Consider the following 25118-nt stretch of genomic DNA (forward strand, 5'->3'; position numbering starts at 1 on the left):
CGCCAAGCCGCCTATTCCTCGTCGCGATAGACCCGGCCGTCTCGCATCACGAAGTCCATGGAAGTCAGCACGGACACGTCCGTCAGCGGATCGCCGTCCACCGCGATGATGTCGGCGCGCTTTCCGGCTTCCAGCGTGCCGATCTCCGCTGACAGACCCAGCAGGTCGGCGGCGTTGACCGTCGCCGCCTGGATCGCGCTCATCGGCGTCATGCCATTGGCGACCATCAGGGCGAATTCATCGGCGTTGCGGCCGTGCTTCGACACGCCCGCGTCGGTGCCGAAGGCGATCCGCACGCCGGCCGGAACCGCCCGCCGCAGCGACTGTCCGGTGATCGAGATGCGCCACTGGATCTTGGGCAGGACTTCCGGCGGATAGGCGTTCGGATCGGCGGCCAGCCGCTCGATATAGCCGTTCACCGTCGACAGGGTCGGGACATAATAGGCCCCCGACTGACGGAACAGGCGCAGCGTCTCGTCGTCGAAGATGGTGCCATGCTCGATCGAGTCCGCCCCCAGCCGCAGCGCCATATTGACGCCGTCAGCCCCGTGGGCGTGGACCGCGACCCTGAGGCCGTAGAGATGCGCCGTCTCGATCAGGGCTCGGGCCTCATCCTCGAACATCTGGGCGCCCAGACCGGCGCCGATGCGGCTGTTGACCCCGCCGGTGGTGGCGATCTTGATCACCCGGGCGCCGCGGCCGACCTGGATGCGCACCGCCTCGCGGCAGCTTTCCACGCCGTTGCAGACGTTGTCGTGCGGCATGACCTCGCGCAGGTCGTCGTTGAACCCCAGCCGCCCGTCCATATGGCCCGAGGTGGTCGAGATGCTGTTGCCGGAATCGATGATACGCGGTCCGGGCAGGCGGTGCGCGGCGGTGGCATCGGCCAGCGCCAGGGTCACCCCGCCCTCGTCGCCGAGATTCCGCACCGTGGTGAAGCCGGCCATCAGCGTCTTCTCGGCGTTCTCCGCCGCGCGATAGGCGTGGGCCGGCAGGTTCTCGGTGACGCCGGACAGGAAGCCCGCCTGACCGCCGAGGTCGGAGACCAGATGCACATGGCTGTCGATCAGGCCAGGCAGGACGAAGCGGTCGCGCTGGTCGATCACGGTCGCGCCGGGGAAGGCGGCGGCATCCACGAAGCCGTCGCGGATCTCCACGATCCGGCCGTCGCGCACGACGACGGTCGAGGGGCCGCGCGGTGCCTGACCCGGACGATCCAGCAGCCGCCCCGCCTGGATCAGGGTGACCGGACTCGCGGTTGACGGTGCCGCAGGCGCCTGAGCCATCACCGGGGCCGCCAGCGCCAGAACCGCCGCAACCCCCACGCTCGCCATCAGTCTGTACATGGTCCACCCTCCAAACAGTCGCCCATGTTGAGCGCACCCGCGCCCCGCGCGCCAGAGGTCGCTCGAACTCAATCACATAAAGACATCCTTATGTGTTTCTTGCCCCCGCGACGGGTCCGGTCTATAGGCCGCGCGAACAGTTCCCCGGAAAGCTCCGCCCCCATGACCGACTACATCGTCCGCGACATCTCGCTTGCCCCGTTCGGCAACAAGGAAATCGCCATCGCCGAAACCGAAATGCCGGGCCTGATGGCGCTGCGCGAGGAGTTCGGCCCGCAACAGATCCTCAAGGGCGCCCGCATCGCCGGCTCGCTGCACATGACGATCCAGACCGCCGTGCTGATCCAGACGCTGGAAGCCCTCGGCGCCGAGGTCCGCTGGGCCTCCTGCAACATCTTCTCGACCCAGGACCACGCCGCCGCCGCGATCGCCGCCAACGGCACGCCGGTCTTCGCCACCAAGGGCGAGACTCTGGAAGAGTACTGGGACTACGCCCACAAGATCTTCGAATGGGCCGACGGCGGCTATCCGAACCTGATCCTCGACGACGGCGGCGACGCCACCCTGCTGTGCGTGCTCGGTCCCAAGGCCGAGAAGGACCTCTCCCTGCTGGCCAATCCGCAGAACGAGGAAGAGGAGGCCCTCTTCAAGGTCATGAAGCGCTACATCGCCGAGAAGCCCGGCTTCTATTCGGCGATCCGCGACGCCATCGGCGGCGTGTCCGAAGAGACCACCACCGGCGTCCACCGCCTGTACGAAATGGCCAAGAAGGGCGACCTGCCGTTCCCCGCCATCAACGTCAACGACAGCGTCACCAAGTCCAAGTTCGACAACCTCTACGGCTGCCGTGAATCGCTGGTCGACGCGATCCGCCGCGGCACCGACGTCATGCTGTCCGGCAAGGTCGCCGTGGTCTGCGGCTACGGCGACGTGGGCAAGGGCTCGGCCGCCTCGCTGCGCCAGGGCGGCGCGCGGGTGAAGGTCACCGAAGTCGATCCGATCTGCGCCCTGCAGGCGGCGATGGAAGGCTATGAGGTCGTCACCGTCGAGGACGTGGCCGGTGAGGCCGACATCTTCGTCACCGCCACCGGCAACAAGGACGTCCTGACCGTCGACCACATGCGCGCGATGAAGAACAACGCCATCGTCTGCAACATCGGCCACTTCGACTCGGAGATTCAGGTCGCCGGCCTGAAGAATTTCAAGTGGGACGAGATCAAGCCGCAGGTCCACCACGTCGAGTTCCCGGACGGCAAGAAGATCATCCTGCTGTCGGAAGGCCGCCTGGTGAACCTTGGCAATGCCACGGGTCACCCGTCCTTCGTGATGTCGGCGTCCTTCACCAACCAGACGCTGGCGCAGATCGAACTGTGGACCAACGCCAAATCCTACGAGAACCAGGTCTACGTCCTGCCGAAACACCTCGATGAAAAGGTCGCGACGCTCCACCTCGCCAAACTGGGTGCCAAGCTGACGACCCTGTCGAAGGAACAGGCCGACTACATCTCGGTCCCGACCAGCGGCCCGTTCAAGCCGGACCACTACCGCTACTAGGCCGCGGCCTGTTAGCCTCCCCCGGCAAGGCCCGGGAGAGAGAATGACCACGATCGGAAAGCTCCGGCCGACCGTCCTCGCCGCGCTCGCCGTCGCCCTCCTGGCGCCGGTCGCGCCGGCGGGGGCAGGCGTGATCCAGCGCAGCACCGGTCTTTGGCCCGAGGGGCAGGTTCGCTACAGCTTCGGACCCGGCATCACCGCCGCGGACCGGACCGCGGTGCGGCTGGCCATGGACTCCTGGACGGAGGCCGGCGCGCCGGTTCGCTTTATCGCCGCGACCTCGGGCCCCCGGCTGATCATCCTGCGCCATCAGTCTGTCGACGGTGCCAACCGTTGCCGCGCGACGGTCGGACGCGGCGGCGTCGACCGACCCCCGCCGACACGAAGCGCCTTCGAGCAGCCGACCGGAACCGGTGCCCCGCCGACGGCCCGAAGCTTCCTCATCCTGAGCGGAGCGTGCCGCCACCGGGTCATGGTGCATGAACTCGGACATGTGCTCGGGCTGGACCATGAGCATGAGCGCAGCGACCGCTCCGGCTGGCTCTCGGTTCGTCGCCTCCCCCCGCCGGCCGGCGCGGGTGCCGCGACGCTCGCCGAGCGGGACGACCTGTGGCGGCTGAACTATTCGATCCAGCTGGACGTCCCGGCCCCGACCGCCCGCGCGGCGACCGGCCAGGTCGGGGCGACTCCGCGGCTTCTGTTCACGCGCCAGTACGACCCCTGTTCGGTCATGCACTATCTCGAGGACCCGACCCATCGACGGCGCGGCGTCGACCTGGCCTTCACCGCCGCTGCCCGTGCAGAAGCGGCGCAACGGCGCTGTCCACTTGGCGGGTCGGGCGGCCGGATATCCTCCCTGGACATCGCCGTTCTGGCAGAAGCCTACGCCGCCGCCCGCTGAACCGTTACGCTCAGGCCGCGATCCTGGACCGGGCATCCCCGGACTTGCGGGCCGCCAGGCCGGTTTCGAAGTCCATGAAGATGTCGATCAGCTCCTCGACCCCGACCGGCGAGGAGCCGCGGCTGAAGCGGAAACGCCAGAAGCTGACCACGTGCTGGATCGCGCCCAGCTGATCGCCGAGGCGGGCGAACAGGCGGGGCGCGTTGAGCAGGAAATCACGGAAGTCGACCGACCTGCCGTCCTGCGTCAGCCCGGCGTAGGCCCTGTCATAGACGGCCAGGGTGCTGCCCGCTTCGTAGCAGGTCTCGATGATCCGGTCCCGCAACACCGCCCGGCCGCGATCCAGCCAGATCTTTGCCTCGCGGTCGACCTTGCCCATCGGCCGGACGGACTGGACCTCGTCGGCGACGCTGGCGGCCTCGGCCCTGAGGCTGGTCAGCATCCATTTGTAGTAGAGGAAGCCCTTCCAGCAGAAGACGCCCTCCTGATAGTCGTCGGACTCCAGCCGCAGCGCCTCGCGCAACGCCTCCATGCGGTCGCGCGGATCATTGGACATGATCTTGCCGGCCAGCCGCTGGCTGGAACCCACGGCTTCGAGATCGGTCCCGATGCAAAGGGTGACCAGCGGCCGGACCTCGTCCTCGACAAACCGCGCCATGCGCTGGAGGTCGGACTCGCTGATAGAGAAATAGCAGGGCGCTGGTTCCAGCCCGGCCCGCTTGAGCTGCTCCCGCAACAGGAAGGGATCGAGCGACGGCAGGCTGTCGAGCAGACCGAGGGTGATGAGATCCCGGTGACCCTTCGGAATGCCGAAGGCCTCCTGCATCATCCGATCAAAGCCGCGCTGTCCGACAAAGACGAAGCGCCCGCCCGTCTTGAGCTCGTTGGGGTCAAGCGGGATGACCACCTTGGTCGCCACCTGACGGCGCGTGTAGAAAGAGTCCGTCTCGTCCCGACGCAGCCGGTGTTTGATGATCAGCGCCCGGTTCAGCGCGTGCGTCTGAAACAGCGGTCGCTCTTTCCATTCGGCCTCATGACCGTGGTCGAGGAAGATTTTCAGCAGGTTCAGCACGCGCGCCGTCGAGGCCGAGCGGCGCAGGTGGGCCAGATTGCGGATCGCGCGGTCGGTCATGCCCACCCCTTTCACCGGTCAACAGACCACGAAAGGATGACCATCCGCTTCGCTGGAATGGTTAAGCTGGTGCGACCCTGCCGCACTGGTCTCCGGCCGCGGGCGCGCCTAGATTGCCGCCATGGGCGACATCATCAACATCCTTATCCTCCTCGCGATCCTGGCGGTGACCGTCACCCTTGGGTTCGGTCTCTGGTCCCTGCACAGGGGCGGCGACGCGGACCGGTCGCGTTCCAACAAGCTGATGCGGCTGCGCGTGGGGCTTCAGGCCGTGGCGATCGTGCTGCTGTGCGTCGGCATGTGGTGGAAATCCACGCACGGGAGCTGACCCCGTGGTCGTCCTGAACCGCATCTATACGAAGACGGGCGACGGCGGGCAGACGCGGCTGGCTTCCGGCGCGACCGTGTCCAAAAGCGACCGCCGCGTCGAGGCCTACGGGGCAGTCGACGAGTTGAACAGCGTCCTCGGCGTCGCCCGCCTGCATTCCGGCCAGAACGACCGGATCGACGCCATGCTGGGCCGTATCCAGAACGAGCTCTTCGACCTCGGCGCCGACCTGGCCACCCCGCTCGACCCGGCTCCGAAATGGGAGGCCCTGCGCATCCTCGACAGCCAGGTCGACCGGCTCGAGGCCGAGATCGACTGGATGAACGAGAGCCTGAAAGAGCTGGACAGCTTCATCCTGCCGGGCGGTTCCGCCCTGTCGGCCCACCTGCACCTGGCCCGCACCGTGGCCCGGCGGGCCGAGCGCGAGGCCGTGCGGCTGATCGAAGCGGGCCAGGCCGTGACCCCGGCGGCGATCCGCTACCTCAACCGGCTGTCGGACCACCTGTTCGTGGCCGCCCGCCGCGCCAACGCCAACGGCGCCGACGATGTGAAATGGAAGCCGGGCGCGACGCGCTAGGTCGGGAAATCAGTCCCGCTTGCCCTTGAACAGGGCGAAGATCGCCATGGCGTGGCCGTGGCCGAGTTCGAAGTCAGTCTTGAGCCACTCGACGATCTGGCCCGCCTTCACGTCGGGCTTCAGGCGGCCGCTCTCGACAAAGCCCCTGGCTTCGCCGAGCGCAAGGAAATCGTCCGGTGTCCTGCCTGTCTTGCCCTCGATATTGTCGAGGTAGGCCTGGAACGACATCGCCGTCGCCTATTGCGCCGCCAAGGCCACGCGCTGGCGTTCGGCGTCGGCATCGCGGGCGCGCTGCCGGGCCGCAAGGGAATCCTCGATCGCCACCAGTTCGCGGTTCTTTTCCGCCGAGGCCGCGGCGCGTTCACCGGGGTTGGGCCGTCCGGTGATTTCGGCGATCGAGATCGGCCGGCCGCATTCCTTGCCCTCGGGGTCCCACCAGCCGCCGCCCGCCTCGCAGCGATCGCCCGGGGCCACGACCAGCCGCTCATAGGCGAACATCCCGGCCATCAGCACAGCGAAGATCGACAGGAACAGGACGCTGAGCCGTTTCATGGTCAGGAGGCGATGCATGGGGGCGTTCCGAAGGTGTGAGGGGCGGACGTTTCTGTCCGTTGACGCGGCGTTACGTTGACAGGCCGGGTGAGGCGTACCATTCCCTCACCCAACATTCCGGCGCTTTCGTGGATATCAATATGAAGGTTCTCGTCCCCGTCAAACGGGTGATCGACTACAACGTCAAGGCTCGCGTCAAGGCGGACCAGACCGGCGTCGATCTCGCCAACGTCAAGATGAGCATGAATCCGTTCGACGAGATCGCCGTCGAGGAAGCCGTGCGCATGAAGGAGGGCAAGGAGCACCATGCCGCCGGAACCGCCACCGAGATCGTGGTCGTCTCCATCGGCGTGACCCAGGCCCAGGAAACCATCCGCACCGCCCTGGCCATGGGCGCGGACCGCGGCCTTCTGATCCAGTCCGACGCCGACCTCGAGCCGCTGGCCGTCGCCAAACTGCTCAAGGCCGTGGTCGACGAGGAGAAGCCGGACCTCGTCCTGCTCGGCAAACAGTCGATCGACGGCGACAACAATGCTGTCGGCCAGATGCTGGCCGCCCTGCTGGACTGGCCGCAGGCCACCTTCGCCGGCAAGATCGTCATCGGCGGCGGCAAGGCGACCGTGACCCGCGAGGTCGACGGCGGCCTGCAGACCCTGTCGGCGGCCCTGCCCGCCGTGATCTCGGTCGACCTGCGCCTGAACACCCCGCGCTACGCCTCCCTGCCCAACATCATGAAGGCCAAGAAGAAGGAGATCGCGGTCAAGGCGGTCGCCGACTACGGCGTCGACACGGCACCGCGCCTGACGGTGAAGAAGGTCACGGCCCCGCCGACGCGCTCGGCCGGGATCAAGGTGGCCGACGCCGCCGAACTGGTTTCCAAGCTCAAGACCGCGGGGGTCCTCTAATGGCCGTTCTCGTTATCGCCGACCGCGACGGCGACACCGTCCGCGACACCACCCACAAGACCGTCACCGCCGCCCTGAAGCTGTCGGGCGACGTCGACATCCTGGTCATCGGCCAGGGCTCGAAGGCCGCCGCCGATGCCGCCGCGAAGATCGCCGGCGTGCGCAAGGTCCTGCTGGCCGAGAGCGCCGGCCTGGGCCACCAGCTGGCCGAGGCCGTCGAGGCGACCGTGAGCGGCCTCGCCGCCGGCTATGACGCCATCCTTTCGCCGGCCACCACCGACGGCAAGAATTTCATGCCGCGTATCGCCGCGAAACTGGATGTCGCCCCGATCTCGGACATCATCGAGGTCGTGTCCAGCGACACCTTCGTACGGCCGATCTACGCCGGCAACGCGCTGGAGACCGTCCAGTCGTCGGACGGCAAGAAGGTCATCACCGTCCGTCCGACCAGCTTCGACGCCGCCGCTGAAGGCGGCTCGGCCAAGGTCGAGACCGTCGCGGGCGCCGACGCCGGCAAGGCCGCCTTCGTCAGCGAGGAAATGGTCAAGTCGGACCGTCCGGAACTGGGCGCGGCGAAGATCGTCGTCTCGGGCGGCCGGGCTCTCGGTTCGGCCGAGGAGTTCCAGGCCGTCATGGACCCTCTCGCTGACCGGCTGGGCGCCGCCGTGGGTGCCTCGCGCGCCGCCGTCGACGCCGGCTACGCCCCCAATGACTACCAGGTCGGCCAGACCGGCAAGGTCGTGGCCCCGGCCCTCTACATCGCCATCGGCATCTCGGGTGCCATCCAGCACCTCGCCGGGATGAAGGACTCCAAGGTCATCGTCGCCATCAACAAGGACGCCGACGCCCCGATCTTCCAGGTCGCGGACTATGGCATCGTCGGCGACTACAAGACCGTGGTGCCGGAGCTGATGACGGCGCTGGGCTGAGTCCAGCCGTTCTGATCAAGACAGGGGCGCGGTGCCGCAAGGCCCGCGCCCTTTTCGTATCCGGCTGCGATCAAGGCCAGGCGATCGCCGCTTGACTCATTTCGACGATTAGCTAAACGTCACATCATGAGTCAGGTTTTCAAGGCCCTCTCCGATCCCACCCGCCGGCGCGTGCTGCAGCTGCTGCAGAACGGGCCGATGAGCGCGGGTGAGCTCAGCGATCAGTTCGACGTCTCCAAACCGACCATGTCGGCGCATTTCACCGTGCTGAAGGAGGCCGACCTGGTCCACGCCGAAAAGGCCGGAAAGTCCGTCATCTATCATCTCAAGCTCTCGGTGCTTGAAGAAGCGCTGCTGGGCTTCGTCGATTCATTCAGCCCCGGCGTGGGAGCGCCCGGGCCCAAAAAGGAACCTGCAAAATGAACAGGGACGTTATCGGAAGCCTCGCCTGGGGCGTCGGCATTGTCGTTCTGGCGCTGGCCGCGACCTTCGCGCGCCGGGAAGGCTATATCGACGGCGACGTGGTCAACCGGATCGTCATGGGCGCGACGGGTCTTATGGTGGCCTGGTTTGGCAACCGGATGCCCAAGGCCGTCGTCCCCAGCGCCTGGGGCCGCCAGGCCAACCGGATCGGCGGCTGGTCCATGGCCCTGAGCGGTCTGGTCTATGCCGGCCTCTGGGCCTTCGCCCCGACCGATGTTGCGGTCATCGGCGGCAGCGGTGCGGTCATCCTGGGGATCGCGGTGACGCTCGGCTATTGCCTGTCGCTCCGGGGCAAGGCGAAAGCCGCCTGAGTCCGGTCCGCGCCATGGCCCGCCTCGCCGTCAAACTGACCCCCGGTGCCTCCGCCGACCGGCTTGACGGCTGGGACGTGGATGCCGGGGGGCGACCCGTCCTCAAGGTCCGCGTGCGCGCGCGGCCGGTCGAGGGCGAGGCGAACGAGGCGCTCGTAAAATTTCTGGCCAGGGCCCTCGGCGTGGCGAAATCCGCCGTCTCGGTCCAGCGCGGCGGCCAGTCCCGGACCAAGATTCTCGACATCGTCGGCCTGTCCGAAGACGAAGCGAAAAGTCGCCTTACCGATCTGTAATGTTTCCGGCTTTGACGGATCACGCCGGACCCTTTTGTAATCCGCCTCGACGTACGCCCCCCATTCGCGGGTCCGGGCGTCTCAGGGGAGCGTCCGATGAGATTCCACGCCTTGCGGGGCTCCAGCCTCGCCACCCTCGCCTGCGTGCTGGCGGGTTCACTGGTCCTGTCGGCCTGCGCCACCATGGGCGGCGAGGATGAGACGCCGGCCGCAGCCGATTCGTCCGGCGCCGAGGCGCGACAGCCGCTGGCCCGGGGCCTCGACTCCGCAGCCAACCCGGATCCCTTCCCCTCGACCTATCGCGGCCTGCCGCGCGAGAACATGGCCATCGTGGGCGGCACCGTCTTCACCGGTGCCGGCCAGAAGATCGAGAACGGCGTGGTCATCGTCACCGACGGCAAGGTCGCCGCGGTCGGCGACGCCTCCACCCCGGTGCCCGCCGGCTATCGCGTGGTCGACGCCCGCGGCCGCTTCGTGACCCCCGGCATCATCGACGTGCACAGCCACCTCGGCGTCTATCCCTCGCCCGGCGTCTCCGGGATGAGCGACGGCAATGAGGCGACCAACCCGAACACCGCCCAGGTCTGGGCCGAGCACTCGCTCTGGCCGCAGGACCCCGGCTTCAACGCCGCCCGCGCCGGCGGCGTGACCACCCTCCAGATCCTGCCCGGCTCGGCCAATCTGTTCGGCGGCCGCGGCGTCACCGTGCGCAACATCCCTTCGGTGACCATGCAGGGCATGAAGATGCCCGGGGCCCCCTACGGCCTGAAGATGGCCTGCGGCGAGAACCCGTCGCGCGTATACGGCGGCCGCAACTCCTCGCCGGCCACCGGTATGGGCAATGTCGCAGGCTACCGCGCCGCCTTCATCGCCGCGCGCGAATACAAGGCCAAATGGGACAAGTGGCGCGCGGACGGCGAGGGCTCGCCCCCGACCCGCAACCTGCAGCTCGAGACCCTGGCCGGCGTGCTGGACGGTTCGGTCCTGATCCAGAACCACTGCTATCGCGCCGACGAAATGGCGGTGATGATCGATATCGCCAATGAGTTTGGCTATGAGATCACCGCCTTCCACCACGCCATCGAGGCCTACAAGATCGCGCCGCTGCTGGCCCGCGAGGGCATCTGCGCCGACATGTGGACCGGCTGGTGGGGCTTCAAGATGGAGGCCCTCGACGCGGTCGAGGCCAACGCCGCCCTCGTGGACGCGCCTGCGGGCTCCTGCGCCGTCATCCACTCCGACGACGCCGAACTGACCCAGCGCCTCAACCAGGAGGCCGCCGCCGCCCTCGCCGCCGGTCGCCGTATCGGCATGAACATCTCCGAGGAGCGGGCGATCAGCTGGATCACCCTCAACCCGGCCCGGTCGCTCGGCATCGCCGACCAGACCGGCTCGCTTGAAGCCGGCAAGCGCGCCGACGTCGTGATCTGGAGCGCCAATCCGTTCAGCGTCTACGCCCGCGCCGACCAGGTCTTCATCGACGGCGGCCTGGCCTTCGACCGCATGAACCCGGCCTACCAGCCCCTGTCCGACTTCGAACTGGGCCAGCCGGGCTTCGGCCTGCCGGCCGCCAACGTCCTGCAGGGAGCCCGCTGATGCGCCTCAAGAGCCTCATCCTCGGCGCGGTCTGCATGGCCGCCGTCGCCACCCCCGCCCTCGCCCAGACTCTGACCGCCATCACCGGCGGCCGGGTGCTGACCGGAACCTCGGTGATCGAGAACGGCACCGTGGTCATCCAGAACGGCCGGGTCGTCTCGGTCGGGACCGGCGCCGCACCCACGGGTGCCCGCATCATCGACGCCCGCGGCAAGGTCGTGTCTCCCGGCTTCGTCGCGGTCGACAGCGGCCTCGGCGGATCGGAAATCTCCTCGGTCGCCGGCTCGGATGACCTGACCAACGGCGCCAACACCATCAGCGCCTCGTTCGACGTCAGCTACGGCCTTGACCCCTGGTCCTTCACCTTGCCGGTCGCGCGCCTCGGCGGCATCACCCGCGCCATCGTCGTCCCCAGCCATCCCGGCGGCGGCGGCGGCGGTCACGCCCACGATGACAGCGATTTCGCCGGCGTCGGGGCTGGCGGTCTGCAATCGCCGGGCCTGTTCGCAGGTCAGGCGGCCATCATCCATCTGGCGGCCGGGACCGACATCCTGGTCAAGGCGCGCGTCGCCATGGTCGCGCCCTTCGGCGAGGCCGGGGCCGGCATCGCCGGCGGCGCTCGCGGGGCCCAGTTCACCCAGTTCAAGGAAACCCTGGCCGAGGTCCGCCTCTACGCCCGCAACCGCGCCGCCTATGACCGCGCCGGCCTGCGCGACCTCAGCCTGTCGCGCGCCGATCTGGAGGCCCTGATCCCGGTCGCCAACGGCACCATGCCCCTGATCGTCACGGTGCGCCGCGCGGCCGACATCCAGCAGGTCCTGCGCCTCGCCCGCGAGGAAGGGGTGAAGATCATCCTCGACGGCGCCGAGGAAGGCTGGCTGGTCGCCGCCCAGATCGCGGCCGCCAACGTCCCGGTCCTGCTCAATCCGATCTCCAACCTGCCTGGTAATCTCGAGACCCGCGCCAGCCGGATGCAGAACGCCGCGGCCCTGGACGCGGCGGGCGTGGTCATCGCCATCAAGGGCAATGACGGCTCCCACCGGGTCCGCGAGACCCGCTACAACGCCGGCAATGCTGTCTCGCATGGCCTGCCCTATGACGCCGCCATCGAGGCCATCACCGTCAATCCGGCCCGCATCTTCGGCATGGCCGGCCAGTTCGGTGAGCTTCGCGCCGGTGCGGCCGCCGATGTGGTGATCTGGTCCGGCGATCCGCTGGAGCCGCTCAGCAACGCCGAGACCATCTTCATCGGCGGCGCCGAACAGGCCCCGACCAGCCGTCAGTTCCTGCTCCGCGACCGCTACCGCGACGGCGGCGAAGGCGCGATGCCGCCGGCTTACACGAGGTAGGGCGCTAACGCTCGTGACGCGGTCACTCGCTGCTTGAGCGCGATTCGCGCTAGGTTCGTGAGATGACCGCGTCCCCCCTCCCCCGCCTCTTCATCGACGCCGACGCCTGTCCGGTGAAGGACGAGGTCTATCGCGTGGGCGCGCGCTACGGCCTGCATGTGTTCGTGGTCTCGAACAGCTGGATCAACACCCCGCGCGAAAAGTGGATCGAGCAGGTCGTCGTCGACGCCGGGCCGGACATCGCCGACGACTGGATCGCGGAGCGGGCGGGGCCGGGCGACATCGTCATCACCGCCGACATCCCGCTGGCCGACCGTTGTCTGAAAGCCGGGGCGCAGGCCCTGAAGGCCAACGGCCAGCCCTTCACGCCGGACTCGATCGGCTCGGCCCTGGCCGGGCGGATGGTCGGCGAGCACCTGCGTTCCATGGGCGTCGCCACCTCGGGCCCGCCGCCGTTCGGACCGAAGGACCGCTCGGCCTTCCTGCAGGCGCTCGACCAGGCCGTGGTCCGCGCCAAACGGGTAGTCCGGTGACCGTCATTCCCGAAGGCGAACTGGAATTCCGCTTCTTCCGCGCCGGCGGGCCGGGCGGTCAGAACGTCAACAAGGTCTCGACCGCGGTGCAGATGCGCTTCGACGCTCGCAACTCGCCGTCCCTGACCGACCCGGTGCGGGCACGGCTGATGAAGCTGGCCGGCAGCCGGCTGACGCTGGACGGGGTCATCCTGATCACCGCCGTCCGCTACCGCACCCAGGAGCGCAACCGCGCCGACGCCATCGAACGGCTGCAGGGCCTGGTCGACAAGGCCTCGATCGCCCCGGTCTATCGCGTCCCGACAAAACCCACCCGCGCCTCGAAGGAGCGGCGGCTGGAGGGCAAGGCCAAACGGTCGACGATCAAGAGCGGCCGCGGCCGCCCCGGGTCCGACGACTAGCGCCTATTCCGCCGGGCGGAACAGCAGGGCGGCGACCTTGTCCGTTTCGTTGAAGGCGATCACCCACTGGGTCGCGGCGTTGGAGAAGGTCACGGCGAACAGGTCGGCGCCGTCCTGGCTGCCGACGAAATCAACCGCCTGCACCGGCCCGAAGCCCGCGATCAGCGGGCGGATGGCGGTTTCCTGGGCGCGGATCCGGGCGGCCAGGTCATCGGTCATCAGGGCATAGTTGATCGTGCCCGCCTGGGCACCGGCGATGATCTCGCGCAGCACGTCCTCGGACCGGGCGTTGACCGGCGTCGGGGGAGCGGCGACCGGGGCCGCTGCGGGGGCGGCACGGGCGGCTCCCGGAGCGTCGAAACTGTTGGGCATCGACCCGGCGGCGACCTGCGCCTGCGCTGCGGCGGGAAGCAACAGAAGGGCTGCGGCGATCAAAAGCGGCTTCATGCGGTCGTCTCCGGATACTGAAGTCAGACGATGGCGGGCCAAAGCGACAGAACAAGGGCGGCGGCGGCCGCGGACATTGCAAGCGTGACACAGACAATTACCCACGCCGGGGTGTGCAATTCGCGAATGATCACCGTCTGCGGCTGCGGCGGGTTCTGCGCCAGCCGGGACAGCGCCTTCAGGGTGGCGCGGACTTCCTCGATGGCGTCGCGGACCTGGGCCTGGGGGCCGAGCTCGCGACGGATCCAGCGCTCGACCACAGGCGCGGCCGCAGCCCACAGGTCGTGATCCGGGTTCAGCCGCCGCGCCACACCCTCGACCGAGACCATGGTCTTCTGCAGCAGGATCAGTTCGGGCCGCAGATGCATGTCGAACAGGTCGGTGATCTCGAACAGCTGGCCCAGCAGACGGCCCATCGAGACCTTGGAGGCCGCCTTGCCGATGACAGGCTCACCCACAGCCCGCAGGGCCTGGGCGAAGGCCTCGACCGAGTGTTCGGGCGGCACATAGCCGGCCTCGAAATGCACGCGGCTGATGCGGTCATAGTCGCGGCTCAGGAAGCCCCAGAGAATCTCCGCCAGATAGCGCCGCTCAGCCGGCCCGATCCGCCCGACGATGCCGAAATCGATCGCCGTCAGCTCCGCCGGCGCATGGCAGAACAGATTCCCCTCATGCAGGTCGGCGTGGAAGGTCCCGTGATCCAGCGCCTGGGTCAGGAAGGCGCGCACGACATTGTCGGCCAGGGCGTTCTTGTCCAGCCCCGGCTGGTCGGCGGCGGCCGGGTCCGTCATGGCCATGCCCGGTGCCCATTCCAGCGTCAGCACCCGCTTGCCGACCCCGTCCCAGATCACCGCCGGCGCCGTCATATGGCCGCCGGCCGCGACGTCCCGGTCCATGATGTCCTTGAGCTCGGAGGCCGCGGCCGCCTCCAGCCGCATGTCCAGCTCCAGCTGCAATGCCCGGGCAATGGTCTCGACAAAGGCCGAGGGCTCCAGCCGGCGCGCCAGCGGCACGAAGCGGACCGCGAGCCGCGCCGCCAGCCGCATCGAATCCAGCCCCTGCAACACGCGCCGCTCCACGCCAGGGCGCAGCACCTTGACCGCCACCTTGCGGCCGTCGGCCAGCCAGGCCGGATGAGCCTGGGCCAGGGAGGCCGCCGCGACCGGCGCTCCGAAATCGGTGAACAGGGCCTCGACCGGACGACCCAGTGACCGCTCGACCTCGCGCCGGGCCTCTTCCAGCGGGAAGGGTGCCAGGGCGTCCTTCAGCCGGCCCAGATCGCGCGCGAACTCGATGCCGAAGATGTCCGCCCGCGTGGCCAGCACCTGCCCCAGTTTGATCGCCACCGGCCCCAGATGTTCGAACGCCTTGCCCAGCCGCTGACCGGGACGGCCCTCGCGGCCCTCCTTGCCGGCGAAGGCGTGCAGCAGATGGGCCAGCCAGCGGATCCACACCGGCAGCAGGGGCGTGATCTCGCGCGGCGCGAGGGCGTCATGGCGCACCAGCACCCAGGCCCAGCCGAGCAGCCGCAAGGTCGCCTCGACCGGGCGGCGCACCGGTTCGGTCGGCGGCGGCGGCGGTGCCGTCTTGTAGTCAGCAGGAAGGGTCAGATCGCCCACCCGTGATGGATGGCGGCCACGCCGCCCGACAGATTGGTCACCGTCACCCGGCTGAAGCCGGCGTCCTCGATCATGCCCTTGAAGGTCGTCTGGTCCGGGAAGCGGCGGATGCTCTCGACCAGATACTGGTAGCTGTCCCGGTCCCCCGCGACCCAGCCGCCGATGCGCGGAATGGCGTGGAAGGACCAGGCGTCATAGGCCTTGCGCACCGCCGCCGCGGTCGGTCGCGAAAACTCCAGGCACAGGAACCGCCCGCCCGGCTTCAGCACCCGCCGCGCCTCGCGCAGGGCCTGCGGAATATCGGCCACATTGCGGATGCCGAAACTGATCGAATAGGCGTCGACCGAGGCGTCCGGCAGCGGCAGGGCCATGGCGTCCCCGACCGACCACTGCATCTCGGGCTCGCCGCCCTTCTGCACGCCGGCCATGATCATCTCGGCGTTGTAGTCGAGCACGATGATGGAGGCGTCCTCGCCGCCGCGCCGCTCCTGCGCCGCCCGCGCCATCTTCGCATAGCGCCGCGCCATGTCGCCGGTGCCGCCGGCCACATCGAGGATGGTCTCGCCCGGCCGCGGGTTCAGCTTGGCCGCCGCCGCATCCTTCCAGAGCCGGTGCACGCCCCCGCTCATCAGGTCGTTCATCAGGTCGTAGCTGGACGCCACGCTGTCGAACACGCCGCGGACAAGCTGCACCTTCTCCTTCGCGTCGACGTCGCGAAAGCCGAAGGATGAGGTCTTGCCGGTCGAGGTGGAGGCGTCGGTCATGGGCGCGGTCTAGCGCGTCGTCGCCCGTCCGTCACCGGGCTGCGTGGTCGCGGTCGCCGCCTCAGTGAACCCCGGCTTTCGGGCGCGGCACGCCGAGGTCCTTCATCAGGCCGCGGATCGCGCCGTAGCAACCGCAGGCAGCGGCTTCCAGCGCCTTGCGGTCGGTGACCTCGACCCAGCCGCGGCCCCGGCGGATCAGGCCCTTGTCGACCAGCAGGGTGCCCACTTCCGATACCGTGGCGCGGCGCACGCCCAGCATGCCGGCGATATCGGCCTGGGTCAGGACGAAGCGATCGCTTTCGGCCCGGTCATGGATGGTCAGCAGCCAGCGCGCCAGCCGCTCGTCCAGCCGGTGCCGGGCGTTGCAGGCCGCGGTCTGCTGCACCTGGGCGAACAGGCTTTCGGTGAATTTGGCCAGCGCCATCCGCATCGGCTCGCTGTCCTGCAGGGCGTCGGCGAAGACGTCCGCGGGACAGCAGGCCGAGACGCCCTCGACCTGGGCAATGGCGCGACTGGCGGCGCGGGCGTTCATCGGCCCGCAGGTGACCCCGACCAGACCCTCCCGGCCGATGGCGGCCGTCTCGATCATCCGGTCGTCGTCGAGGATGGTCATCAGGGAGACCACCCCGCTCATCGGGAACCAGACCTCCTCGACCGCCTCTCCGGCGTCGTACAGCATCTGGCCCTGTTCAAACGGCCGTTCGTGCAGATGAGGCTCGATCCGCCGCCGGTCAGCGGCGGGAAGGGCGGCGATCCACATATTGTCCAAGGTCGACTCCCGTCGTGAAGGCTTACGCCGGGTAACGCCAAAGCTTCACCGCGTGTTCCGTATCGCTTGTGGACGCCCGGCGGGCGCGATACGGCGAGGGGGACAGGAGGACGCCATGGCCGACCGGATTGACGTTGCGGAAGCTCTGAAAGGCCTGCCGCTGTGGCGCGCGCATGACGGCGACCGCCCGGCGATCGCCCGCAGCCTGGCCTTCGCCGACTTCAATGCCGCCTTCGGTTTCATGACCCGCGTCGCCCTGCTGGCGGACAAGGTCGATCATCATCCCGAGTGGTCGAACGTCTACAATCGCGTCGAGGTCCTGCTGACCACCCACGACGCCGACGGCGTGACCGACAGGGATGTAAACATGGCCCGCTTCATCGATGAGGCGGCCGGCGCGATGGGAGCGAAATGATGACGGGCAAGGCAGGACGGGTTGCGGGCAAACAGGCCCTGATCACAGGCGCGGCCGGCGGACTGGGCGAGTCCATGGCCTGGATGCTGGCGCGCGAGGGCGCCAAGGTCGCCGTGACCGACGTCAATCTGCCGGGCGCCCGGGCGCTCGCCGATGCCATCAATACCGAGATCCCCGGCTCGGCCTTCGCCTTCCAGCATGACGTCGCGAAAGAGGACCAGTGGGCCTCGGTCATCGACGGGGCCGTCGAGGCGATGGGCGGCCTGTCCATCCTCGTCAACAACGCGGGCGTCGGCGACGGCCTGACCTTCGTCGAACAGGATACGGTCGCGTCCTGGCAGCGTCAGTTCGAGATCAACCTGCTGTCGATCATGCTGGGCTGCAAACACGCCATGCCCCACCTGCGCGCTACCGCGCCGGCCTCGATCATCAACATCTCCTCGATCGCCGGCCTCGCCGCCGCCCCGGGCATGGGCGCCTACAACGCCACCAAGGCAGGGGTGTGGATGTACACCAAGACCGTCGCGCTCGAGGCGGCCAAGATGGAGTGGAACGTCCGCTGCAACTCGGTCCATCCGGTCTTCATCAAGACCCCGATCCTCGACCCCTTCATCGCCCTGGCCGGCGGCGACGAGGCCAAGGCCCACGAACGCCTCAGCCGCGGCATCCCGCTGAAGCGGATCGGCGAGCCTGACGACGTGGCGTACTGCGTCCTCTACCTCGCCTCGGACGAGTCGAAATTCGTCACCGGAACCGAGTTCAAGATCGACGGCGGCATGCTGGCGCAATGAAGTGTGCCGTCTCCTCCCCATCTCTGATGGGGAGGGGGACCGCGAAGCGGTGGAGGGGGGCCGCGCCGCCATCTACCCCTCCGTCACGGCGCAAAGATGCGCCGCGCCACCTCCCCATCGCTTCGCGACAGGGAGGAGACATTTCAGTCCAGGTCCACCGGCAGGATCTGGCTCGAAAGCAGGGTCTCCATCCCCTGCCAGTGATCCGGACCCTGGCGCTCGACCCAGGCCTGGACCACGTCGCGGCCGAGCCCGTAGTTGATGATGTAGCTGCGGTTGACGTCGATGAACCGGACCCTCTGGGACGCCCGCGCCTCGCTGAACAGGATGTAGTGCATCAGCAGGCGGGTCGCCTCGGCCCGGTCGATCCGCCCGGCCAGATAGGCGTCGGCGATCGTATATTCCGCCCGTGCCAGCTTCCGCATCAGCGCCCCGAGCCGCGCCTTGCGTTCGGTCGTGGCCGGGTCGAGACCGGCCAGCGGGAACAGCACGTCCCGCTCATAGGCCAGACCCTCGTCGCCCGGGAAGGCCAGGTCGATGCCGTAGTTGGCGCTGCCCTCAGCGACGAAGGACATGGGCGAGAACAGCGGATAGACGCTCATCTCGACCCAGCCGCGCTCGCGCACAAAGGTCTGTTCCAGCAGGGCGTTGTAGACGTGGTGGCCCGGATAGCCCTCGTGGCAGCCCAGATCGATGGCCCGTTCGGTATAGATCGGCAGGTCGGAATTGATCTCGATCCGGCTGGCGGCGTCACCGAGATAGTAGTTGTAGCCCGACCAGACCTTGTCGCCGACGAAACTGAGGGTGAACCGCTCATGCGCCGGCAGTTCGATATGCAGGGCGGTGCGACGGCGGCACTCGGCGATGGCGGCATCCATCACCGGCTGCAGCCGGTCCTTCGGAATGACGAAATCGGCCCGGAAGGCGATGACCCGGTCGGTCAGCGAACCCTCGCCCGGCAGCAGGGCGTCGATCTCCGCCAGGACCGGATCGAAGCTTTCAAGCGGCGGCAGGTCCGGCCGGATGCCGAACAGGGCTTCGGCCTCATCGGCGAAACCCATTTTCTCGCCCGAGATCATCCGCAACCGCGCCGCGGCCGCAGAGACGTGGGCGACCAGATATTTGCGCCGCTGGACCTCCGCCGGAGCTGCGCTCGCCATGCCGCCGTTGCGGTCGAGGTTCGCCAGCCGGTCGGTCAGGGCACCGGCGCGCTGGATCAGCTGGGCCGGAGTCTCGGTCTCGGCCCGGGCGGCCACCTGCCACGCGGCCGGCCCGTAATAGGCGTCCACATAGCCCGGCTCGAGCTCGCCGATGTCCAGGATCAGCATGACATAGGATTCGGCGATGGCATCAAGGCTGTCCGGCGCAACGCCGGGATGGCCGGTGGTCGCATCGTCCGGCACCGTGGCGCAGGCTCCCACAAGCATCAGCAGGCTGAACAGAACGGCACGCATCGGGACCTCCATCATCGAAGCGAGTACAGGCTAGACCGGGACGCGTCGTCCCGCACCCCGCAAATCGACCGGTCCGGCCGGGCTTCGCCTCGGAAGCGGGCAGGTCGCATTCGGTGTTGAGGGCGGGGCGGTCCTGCTGTAAGGCCCTTCGTCCGGCGTTTAGCCGTCAGACGCACCCGTAGCTCAGCTGGATAGAGTACTGCCCTCCGAAGGCAGGGGTCAGAGGTTCGAATCCTCTCGGGTGCGCCATTTTCCTTCCCGACCGGAGCCGCGCGTGACCGACGCCCTTCCGACCGCGCCAGCCGGCCAGCCCGTCGGGCGCGTCATCGCCATGCCCGCCGACACCAATCCCGAGGGCGACATCTTCGGCGGCTGGCTGCTGGCCCACATGGACCTCGCCGGTGCCACCCCGGCCTTCGAACTGGCGCAAGGGCGCTGCGTGACCATCGCCCTGGACGGCATGGTCTTCCACCAGCCGGTTTCGGTGGGCGATGAGGTCTCGATCTACGCCCGCGTACTCAAGACCGGCCGCACCTCGATCCGCGTCCATGTCGAGGCCTGGAAACGCCCCCGCAACCACGCCCAGGCCGCCTCGGTGCGCGTGACCGAGGGCGTCTTCACCTATGTCGCCATCGACGAGGACCGCAAGCCGAGGACGCTGCCGACCGCCGTCGGATAACCCACTGCGACAGTGGGAAATCTTGACCTTTGGCCTCCGCGCCCCTACCTCGCGGGCATGTCCATTCGTCGCATCCTCACCATCGACAACGCCGCCGACCTGGCGGTGCTGAAGCAGATCTCCACCCCCGTAGAAGGGCCGGTGACCGATGAGCTGCGCCGTCTGATGGATGACATGCTCGACACCATGTACGACGCGCCCGGCATCGGCCTGGCCGCCGTCCAGATCGGCGACACGCGCCGGGTCATCGTCATGGACCTGAACGATCGCGACGGCGTCGCCGACGATCAGGACCCCGCCGAACTGTCCGACGAGGACCGGGCCAGGTGGGAGCTCGCGCGTCGCAACCCGCGCTACTACGTCAATCCCGAGATCGTCTGGGCCTCCGACGAGCTGTTCGCCTATGAGGAGGGCTGCCTGTCGGTCCCCGAATATTACGACAGCGTCGAACGCCCCGCCCGCGTCCGCCTGCGCTACATCAACTACGCCGGCGAGACGGTGGAGGAAGAGGCCGAGGGCCTCTACGCCGTCTGCATCCAGCACGAGATGGACCACCTCGAGGGCGTCCTGTTCATCGACCATCTGTCCCGGTTGAAGCGCGAGCGCGCCGTGGCCAAGGTCAAGAAGAACGCAAGGCTGGCCGCCTGATGCCCCGGCTCAAGCGCGGCCGCGACCGCATCATCGACACCCAGGGCCGTCGCCGCCTGACCCGCAATGAAAAGGTCGGCATCGGCAGCCTCGCCGTCCTGCTCGGCGTCGCCGCGGCCGGCGTGATCGCCGGTGTCCTCCTCGACCGCCTGCTCGATTTCGACGACATCCTCGACGCCGGCGGCGAATGGGACGAGGGCGGCGGCGTCCACACCCGCTGGGAGTAGGCCCGTCAGGCCGCTACCACCGCACGTGTGTGTTCGTTGAACCACTCAAGCGTCCGCGCCCAGGCCTGGGCCGCTGTCGTTGGATTGTACCGCTCGGGCGTGGCGTCGTTGAAGAACCCGTGGACGGAGTCGGGCCACAGATGGCCCTCGTGGCGGACATTGTGGCGCGCCAGCTCGGCCACCTGCGCCGGATAGTCGGCGGCCAGCCGGGTATCGAGCGCCCCGTGATGGATCAGGATGGCGGCACGGATATTCGCCACAGCGGCCGCGGGCGTCGCACCGCCGTAAAAGGGCGCCGCTGCCGCCAGCTCAGGTCCCAGAATTCCGGCCAGCGCATTGGCCTGGCCTCCGCCGAAACAGAAGCCGGTCGCCGCGATCTTGCCGTTGCAGTCGGGGCGCGCCTTCAGCCAGCGGGCGGCGGCGACCAGATCCTGGGTCATCTTCGCGCGGTCCAGCGACGCGAAGAGCTGCCCACCCCGGTAGTCGTCGCCGGGGTAGCCGCCCACCGTCGTCAGGGTGTCCGGAGCGAAGGCCATGAAATTCGCCAAAGCGAAGCGACGCGCCACATCCTCGGTATGGGGGTTCAGCCCCCGGTTCTCGTGAATGACGATGACGCCCGGCAGCAGGGCGGGCGTGGCGCTGCGCGAGTCCGCGCTGAAGGGGCGGACCAGATAACCCCGGATCGAGCCGTGGCCGTCCGGCGACGGCACGGTGACATAGGAGGCGCGTATCCGTTCGTCGTCCTTCTGCACCTGCTGACCCAGGGCATAGTTCGGCATCAGGGCCTCGACGATCGCCGTCGCGGTCAGCCCGCCGACGGCATAGCGACCGACCCCGCGCATGAAGGCACGGCGCCCGATCTCGCCATGGATGAAGCGCGTGTAGAGGTCGATCGCCGGTGCCGGGATCTTCCCGGGATCATCAGTCATGGTGTGCGCTCCTGTTCCACGGCCCCCGCGACCGGGGCACGGGCAATGTGCACCACGGTTCACGGAACGACCACTGCGGCGAGACGGATCGGGCCACCCGCAGGATGGGACGGCGAGACCGCGATTGACGATCGATCATCCCGCCTGACAAACATCGGGCCGGCGTTCGACAGGAGGCACCAGATGTCACGGCGGCTGATCACCCTGCCTGCCCTCCTGCTCGTCCTGGGTCTCGGCCTCGCCGCCTGTGGTCAGGCAGATGACCCCGGGACCGGGACGGCCCCTGTCGAGGCCCCGGCCGCGGCCCGCGAGGCTTCGACCGCAAGAGTCGAGGTGCCCAAGGTGGAGCGGGAGGGCGTCTGGCAGCCCGGCCCCGACGGCACCCAGGTGCCACTCTGGCCCGCCACGGTCCCGCTCGCCAAACCCGACAGCGGCGATCGTCCCGAGGCGACCGGCAATGGGTCGCCAACGGTCGGGGGCCGGCCATGGCACTGGGCGACCTATGTCACCCGGCCGACCATGACGGTCTACCGGCCGAGGGGGCGCAACACCGGGGCCGCGATGCTGGTCCTGCCGGGCGGCGGATTCCACGCCGTGGCCATGGACCTCGAAGGCACCGAGATCTGCGACTGGGTGGTCCGGCAGGGGATGACATGCGTCGTACTCAAATACCGGACCCCGCAGGTGTGGCCGACGGTGAATGGCCGGCAGCAACGACCGGAGGTGTTGCTGGGTCTCGAAGACGCCCAACGCGCCATGGCCCTGCTGCGGCAGGACGCCACCACCTGGGGCATCGATCCACGGAAGATCGGCGTGATCGGCTTTTCGGCCGGTGCCTATCTCGTCGCCAATATGAGCAATACGGATGAGCGGACCTATCCGCCGACCGACGCCGCCGACCGCCAGTCCTCACGGCCTGACTTCGCGATCGTCGCCTATACCGCCCGCATGCTGGACAACCGCGAAGGCCGGAACAACCTGCAGCTTCAGCCCTGGGTGACGATCAGCGAAACGGCGCCGCCGACCCTCATCATTCACGCCATGGACGACTCCGTCGACGATATCCGCCAGCCCATGGCCTATGCGCTGGCGCTCAATGACGCCGGCGTGCCGGTGGACATGCGTCTGTATGCCAAGGGCGGCCATGCCTTTGGAATGCGACCGACGACCGATCCGATCACGACCGACTGGCCCGAACAGGTCAGGACCTGGCTGATCGGCCTGGGGGTGTTGTGACCCTGCGGCCCTGACACCGGTCTTCCCCTCGCCTTGTCCCCGCCCCGCGCATAGGGCAAAGCGCGCGGATGCGCCTCGCCTTCATGGGTACCCCCGAATTCGCCGTGCCGTCCCTGGCCGAGCTCATCGCCTCGGGCCATGAGATCGTGGCCGTCTATTCCCAGCCGCCGAAGCCGCGCGGCCGCGGCCAGAAGCTGACGCCGTCGCCGGTGCAGGCCTTCGCCGAGACCATGGGCCTGCCGGTCTTCACCCCCGCCTCGATGAAATCCCCCGAGGCGATCGAGACCTTCCAGAGCCTCGAGGTCGACGCCGCCTGCGTCGTCGCCTACGGCCAGATCCTCAAGACCGAAGTGCTCGACGCGCCCCGCCTCGGCTGTTTCAACCTGCACGGCTCGCTCCTGCCCCGCTGGCGCGGTGCCGCCCCGATCCAGCGCGCCATCATGGCCGGCGACCGCCAGACCGGCGTCCAGATCATGCGCATGTCCGAAGGCCTCGACGAGGGCGCGATCCTGCTCTCGGAAATCCTCGACATCCGCCCGGACGACACCGCCGCCACGCTCGGCGAACGCATGTCCCACACCGGCGCCAGCCTGTGGCCCCGGGCGCTGGCCGCCATCGAGCGGGGCGGCGTCGAGGGCACGGAACAGGTCGGCGAGCCGACCTATGCGAAGAAGATCACCCCCACCGAGGCCCGCATCGACTGGTCCCGCCCGGCGGCCGGGGTCGACGCCCATATCCGCGGCCTGTCGCCCTTCCCCGGCGCCTGGTTCGAGGTTCCGGGCGAGGACGGGCCGGTGCGGATCAAGGTCCTGATGTCGCGCGTATCGACCGGCTCGGGCGCGGCGGGTCAGGTGCTGGACGGCGCCCTGCGTATCGCCTGCGGCGACGGCGCGGTCGACCTGCTCCGGGTCCAGCGCGCGGGCAAGGCGGCCCAGACGGCCGAAGAGATGTTGCGCGGCTTCCCGCTGCCGGCCGGAACGGTGCTGGGCTGATGCCGCGCTACCGGCTCACGCTGGAGTATGACGGCTCGGCCTACAACGGCTTCCAGGCCCAGACCGACCAGCCGACCGTGCAGGGCTCCGTCGAGACGGCGATCACCGCCTTCTGCGGCGAGACCGTGCGGCTCGCCGCCGCCGGCCGCACCGACACCGGCGTCCACGCCACCGGCCAGGTCATCAGCCTCGATCTGGAAAAGGACTGGCCGGCGAAGACGGTGATGAACGCCCTCAACGCCCATCTGGTCGGCGAGGCGATCTCGGTGCTCGATTGCGTCGGCGTTGATGACGACTGGCACGCCCGCTTCTCGGCGACCGGCCGGCGCTACCTCTACCGCATCCTCAACCGCCCCGGTCCGCCCGCGCTGGACGCCGGCCGGGTCTGGCACATGCGCAAATCCCTGGACGCAGACGCCATGCACCAGGCGGCGCAGAGCCTCGTCGGCCTGCACGACTTCACCACCTTCCGCGATGTGAACTGTCAGTCGAAATCGCCGGAGAAGACGCTCGATGTCGCGCGCGTTTCACGCGTCGGCGATGAGGTGCATCTGGTCTTCGAGGCGCGCAGCTTCCTGCATCGTCAGGTCCGGTCGATGACCGGCACCCTGGCCGAGGTCGGGCTGGGCCGGTGGGCGATCGAGGACGTCGCCGCGGCCCTCGACGCCCGCGACCGCGCCGCCTGCGGCCCCGTGGCACCGTCCACGGGGCTCTATCTGACGGGCGTGGTCTACTAGTTCCTGGCGCCTTCAGCGCCCGCAGCGACGGCGCTGCCCACGGCGGACACGTCACGGCCGACGCCCGAGATGGTGTTGCAGCCCGACACAACCAGCGAGGCGGCGACGAGGGTCAGGGCGATGATCTTTTTCATGGAGAAATTCCTTGGGAGGATTGAACCTTGGCCATGAACGCGAAGCGTGGCCGTGGGGTTGCATGGCCAAGCCGGGGTCTGATCTGC

32 protein-coding genes and 1 tRNA gene are annotated in these 25118 nt (G+C 68.6%); 22 read left to right on the forward strand and 11 right to left on the reverse strand.

Annotation, left to right across the window (positions count from 1 at the left end):
* Positions 1-11: 11 nt before the first annotated feature.
* On the reverse strand, positions 12-1346 hold the full coding sequence (locus KB221_00265) for an amidohydrolase family protein (GenBank protein WIY69474.1): 1335 nt from the start codon (positions 1344-1346) through the stop codon (positions 12-14).
* Positions 1347-1508: 162 nt separating this feature from the next.
* Here KB221_00265 and ahcY point away from each other — a divergent pair, with 162 nt between their 5' ends.
* A complete protein-coding gene (gene ahcY / locus KB221_00270) occupies positions 1509-2900 on the forward strand; it encodes an adenosylhomocysteinase (protein ID WIY69475.1) in 1392 nt (463 codons plus the stop codon).
* Between the two features lie 43 nt (positions 2901-2943).
* Positions 2944-3801: a M12 family metallopeptidase gene (locus tag KB221_00275; protein WIY69476.1), complete on the forward strand. Its 858-nt coding sequence runs from the start codon at positions 2944-2946 to the stop codon at positions 3799-3801.
* Positions 3802-3811: 10 nt separating this feature from the next.
* Here KB221_00275 and KB221_00280 read toward each other — a convergent pair whose 3' ends face one another.
* A complete protein-coding gene (locus KB221_00280) occupies positions 3812-4933 on the reverse strand; it encodes a hypothetical protein (protein ID WIY69477.1) in 1122 nt (373 codons plus the stop codon).
* Positions 4934-5054: 121 nt separating this feature from the next.
* Between KB221_00280 and KB221_00285 the strand changes: the two genes are divergently transcribed.
* Positions 5055-5261 (forward strand): twin transmembrane helix small protein, encoded by a 207-nt coding sequence (locus KB221_00285; GenBank protein WIY69478.1) that lies wholly within the window; start codon positions 5055-5057, stop codon positions 5259-5261.
* Between the two features lie 4 nt (positions 5262-5265).
* Positions 5266-5838 carry a cob(I)yrinic acid a,c-diamide adenosyltransferase gene (locus KB221_00290; protein WIY69479.1) on the forward strand — a complete coding sequence of 191 codons (573 nt, stop codon included), beginning with the start codon at positions 5266-5268 and terminating at the stop codon, positions 5836-5838.
* A 9-nt stretch (positions 5839-5847) separates the two neighbouring features.
* On the opposite strand, the gene KB221_00295 is transcribed toward KB221_00290, so the two are convergent.
* Both KB221_00295 and KB221_00300 read right to left on the reverse strand, forming a co-directional pair.
* A complete protein-coding gene (locus KB221_00295) occupies positions 5848-6066 on the reverse strand; it encodes a DUF4287 domain-containing protein (protein WIY69480.1) in 219 nt (72 codons plus the stop codon).
* A 9-nt stretch (positions 6067-6075) separates the two neighbouring features.
* On the reverse strand, positions 6076-6408 hold the full coding sequence (locus KB221_00300; GenBank protein ID WIY69481.1) for a hypothetical protein: 333 nt from the start codon (positions 6406-6408) through the stop codon (positions 6076-6078).
* Between the two features lie 122 nt (positions 6409-6530).
* On the opposite strand from KB221_00300, the gene KB221_00305 reads away from it, so the two are divergent.
* From KB221_00305 to arfB, 9 genes are all read left to right on the forward strand, one after another.
* A complete protein-coding gene (locus KB221_00305; protein ID WIY69482.1) occupies positions 6531-7295 on the forward strand; it encodes an electron transfer flavoprotein subunit beta/FixA family protein in 765 nt (254 codons plus the stop codon).
* A complete protein-coding gene (locus tag KB221_00310; protein ID WIY69483.1) occupies positions 7295-8224 on the forward strand; it encodes an electron transfer flavoprotein subunit alpha/FixB family protein in 930 nt (309 codons plus the stop codon). The genes KB221_00305 and KB221_00310 overlap by 1 nt, the downstream gene beginning before the upstream one ends.
* A gap of 126 nt (positions 8225-8350) precedes the next feature.
* Positions 8351-8647: an autorepressor SdpR family transcription factor gene (locus tag KB221_00315; protein WIY69484.1), complete on the forward strand. Its 297-nt coding sequence runs from the start codon at positions 8351-8353 to the stop codon at positions 8645-8647.
* A complete protein-coding gene (locus KB221_00320; protein WIY69485.1) occupies positions 8644-9018 on the forward strand; it encodes an ammonium transporter in 375 nt (124 codons plus the stop codon). Before KB221_00315 ends, KB221_00320 begins: the two co-directional genes overlap by 4 nt.
* Before the next feature lie 14 nt (positions 9019-9032).
* Positions 9033-9311 (forward strand): DUF167 domain-containing protein, encoded by a 279-nt coding sequence (locus tag KB221_00325; protein WIY69486.1) that lies wholly within the window; start codon positions 9033-9035, stop codon positions 9309-9311.
* Between the two features lie 96 nt (positions 9312-9407).
* Positions 9408-10907 (forward strand): amidohydrolase, encoded by a 1500-nt coding sequence (locus KB221_00330; protein WIY69487.1) that lies wholly within the window; start codon positions 9408-9410, stop codon positions 10905-10907.
* Positions 10907-12256: an amidohydrolase family protein gene (locus KB221_00335; protein WIY69488.1), complete on the forward strand. Its 1350-nt coding sequence runs from the start codon at positions 10907-10909 to the stop codon at positions 12254-12256. Before KB221_00330 ends, KB221_00335 begins: the two co-directional genes overlap by 1 nt.
* A gap of 62 nt (positions 12257-12318) precedes the next feature.
* Positions 12319-12789 (forward strand): YaiI/YqxD family protein, encoded by a 471-nt coding sequence (locus KB221_00340; protein WIY69489.1) that lies wholly within the window; start codon positions 12319-12321, stop codon positions 12787-12789.
* The gene (gene arfB, locus KB221_00345; GenBank protein ID WIY69490.1) at positions 12786-13190 is read left to right on the forward strand and encodes an alternative ribosome rescue aminoacyl-tRNA hydrolase ArfB; all 405 of its coding nucleotides are present in this window, start codon (positions 12786-12788) and stop codon (positions 13188-13190) included. The genes KB221_00340 and arfB overlap by 4 nt, the downstream gene beginning before the upstream one ends.
* Positions 13191-13193: 3 nt before the next feature.
* Here arfB and KB221_00350 read toward each other — a convergent pair whose 3' ends face one another.
* The 4 genes from KB221_00350 to KB221_00365 all read right to left on the reverse strand — a co-directional run bounded on the left by KB221_00350 (position 13194) and on the right by KB221_00365 (position 16780).
* Positions 13194-13637, reverse strand: a complete 444-nt coding sequence (locus KB221_00350) for a hypothetical protein (protein ID WIY69491.1) — start codon at positions 13635-13637, stop codon at positions 13194-13196.
* A gap of 23 nt (positions 13638-13660) precedes the next feature.
* Positions 13661-15256, reverse strand: a complete 1596-nt coding sequence (gene ubiB / locus KB221_00355) for a 2-polyprenylphenol 6-hydroxylase (protein WIY69492.1) — start codon at positions 15254-15256, stop codon at positions 13661-13663.
* Positions 15244-16020: a class I SAM-dependent methyltransferase gene (locus tag KB221_00360; protein ID WIY69493.1), complete on the reverse strand. Its 777-nt coding sequence runs from the start codon at positions 16018-16020 to the stop codon at positions 15244-15246. Before KB221_00360 ends, ubiB begins: the two co-directional genes overlap by 13 nt.
* Before the next feature lie 61 nt (positions 16021-16081).
* Positions 16082-16780 carry a Crp/Fnr family transcriptional regulator gene (locus KB221_00365; protein ID WIY70952.1) on the reverse strand — a complete coding sequence of 233 codons (699 nt, stop codon included), beginning with the start codon at positions 16778-16780 and terminating at the stop codon, positions 16082-16084.
* A gap of 124 nt (positions 16781-16904) precedes the next feature.
* Here KB221_00365 and KB221_00370 point away from each other — a divergent pair, with 124 nt between their 5' ends.
* Positions 16905-17204, forward strand: a complete 300-nt coding sequence (locus tag KB221_00370; GenBank protein WIY69494.1) for a 4a-hydroxytetrahydrobiopterin dehydratase — start codon at positions 16905-16907, stop codon at positions 17202-17204.
* Positions 17204-17995, forward strand: coding sequence for an SDR family oxidoreductase (locus KB221_00375; GenBank protein ID WIY69495.1), 792 nt, complete (start codon positions 17204-17206; stop codon positions 17993-17995). The genes KB221_00370 and KB221_00375 overlap by 1 nt, the downstream gene beginning before the upstream one ends.
* 143 nt (positions 17996-18138) lie before the next feature.
* On the opposite strand, the gene KB221_00380 is transcribed toward KB221_00375, so the two are convergent.
* Positions 18139-19449: a hypothetical protein gene (locus KB221_00380; GenBank protein ID WIY69496.1), complete on the reverse strand. Its 1311-nt coding sequence runs from the start codon at positions 19447-19449 to the stop codon at positions 18139-18141.
* Positions 19450-19621: 172 nt separating this feature from the next.
* Here KB221_00380 and KB221_00385 point away from each other — a divergent pair.
* The 4 genes from KB221_00385 to KB221_00400 all read left to right on the forward strand — a co-directional run bounded on the left by KB221_00385 (position 19622) and on the right by KB221_00400 (position 21003).
* Positions 19622-19698 (forward strand) — tRNA-Arg (locus KB221_00385).
* A gap of 25 nt (positions 19699-19723) precedes the next feature.
* Positions 19724-20128 carry an acyl-CoA thioesterase gene (locus KB221_00390; protein WIY69497.1) on the forward strand — a complete coding sequence of 135 codons (405 nt, stop codon included), beginning with the start codon at positions 19724-19726 and terminating at the stop codon, positions 20126-20128.
* Between the two features lie 57 nt (positions 20129-20185).
* Positions 20186-20776, forward strand: coding sequence for a peptide deformylase (locus tag KB221_00395; protein ID WIY69498.1), 591 nt, complete (start codon positions 20186-20188; stop codon positions 20774-20776).
* Entirely contained in the window at positions 20776-21003 is a 228-nt protein-coding gene (locus KB221_00400; GenBank protein WIY69499.1) for a hypothetical protein, read from the forward strand. Before KB221_00395 ends, KB221_00400 begins: the two co-directional genes overlap by 1 nt.
* A gap of 5 nt (positions 21004-21008) precedes the next feature.
* Here the strand turns inward: KB221_00400 and KB221_00405 are convergent, their stop codons facing one another.
* Positions 21009-21932 carry a dienelactone hydrolase family protein gene (locus KB221_00405; GenBank protein WIY69500.1) on the reverse strand — a complete coding sequence of 308 codons (924 nt, stop codon included), beginning with the start codon at positions 21930-21932 and terminating at the stop codon, positions 21009-21011.
* 183 nt (positions 21933-22115) lie between these two features.
* Between KB221_00405 and KB221_00410 the strand changes: the two genes are divergently transcribed.
* From KB221_00410 to truA, 3 genes are all read left to right on the forward strand, one after another.
* A complete protein-coding gene (locus KB221_00410; protein WIY69501.1) occupies positions 22116-23168 on the forward strand; it encodes an alpha/beta hydrolase in 1053 nt (350 codons plus the stop codon).
* Between the two features lie 68 nt (positions 23169-23236).
* Positions 23237-24160 (forward strand): methionyl-tRNA formyltransferase, encoded by a 924-nt coding sequence (fmt, locus tag KB221_00415; protein ID WIY69502.1) that lies wholly within the window; start codon positions 23237-23239, stop codon positions 24158-24160.
* On the forward strand, positions 24160-24897 hold the full coding sequence (gene truA, locus KB221_00420; GenBank protein WIY69503.1) for a tRNA pseudouridine(38-40) synthase TruA: 738 nt from the start codon (positions 24160-24162) through the stop codon (positions 24895-24897). Before fmt ends, truA begins: the two co-directional genes overlap by 1 nt.
* Here the strand turns inward: truA and KB221_00425 are convergent.
* Positions 24894-25031 carry an entericidin A/B family lipoprotein gene (locus KB221_00425; GenBank protein WIY69504.1) on the reverse strand — a complete coding sequence of 46 codons (138 nt, stop codon included), beginning with the start codon at positions 25029-25031 and terminating at the stop codon, positions 24894-24896. The two genes, truA and KB221_00425, sit on opposite strands and share 4 nt — an antisense overlap.
* Between the last annotated feature and the right edge of the window lie 87 nt (positions 25032-25118).

The sequence above is a fragment of the Aquidulcibacter paucihalophilus genome (assembly GCA_030285985.1).
In the GTDB taxonomy this organism is placed as follows: Bacteria; Pseudomonadota; Alphaproteobacteria; order Caulobacterales; family Caulobacteraceae; genus Brevundimonas.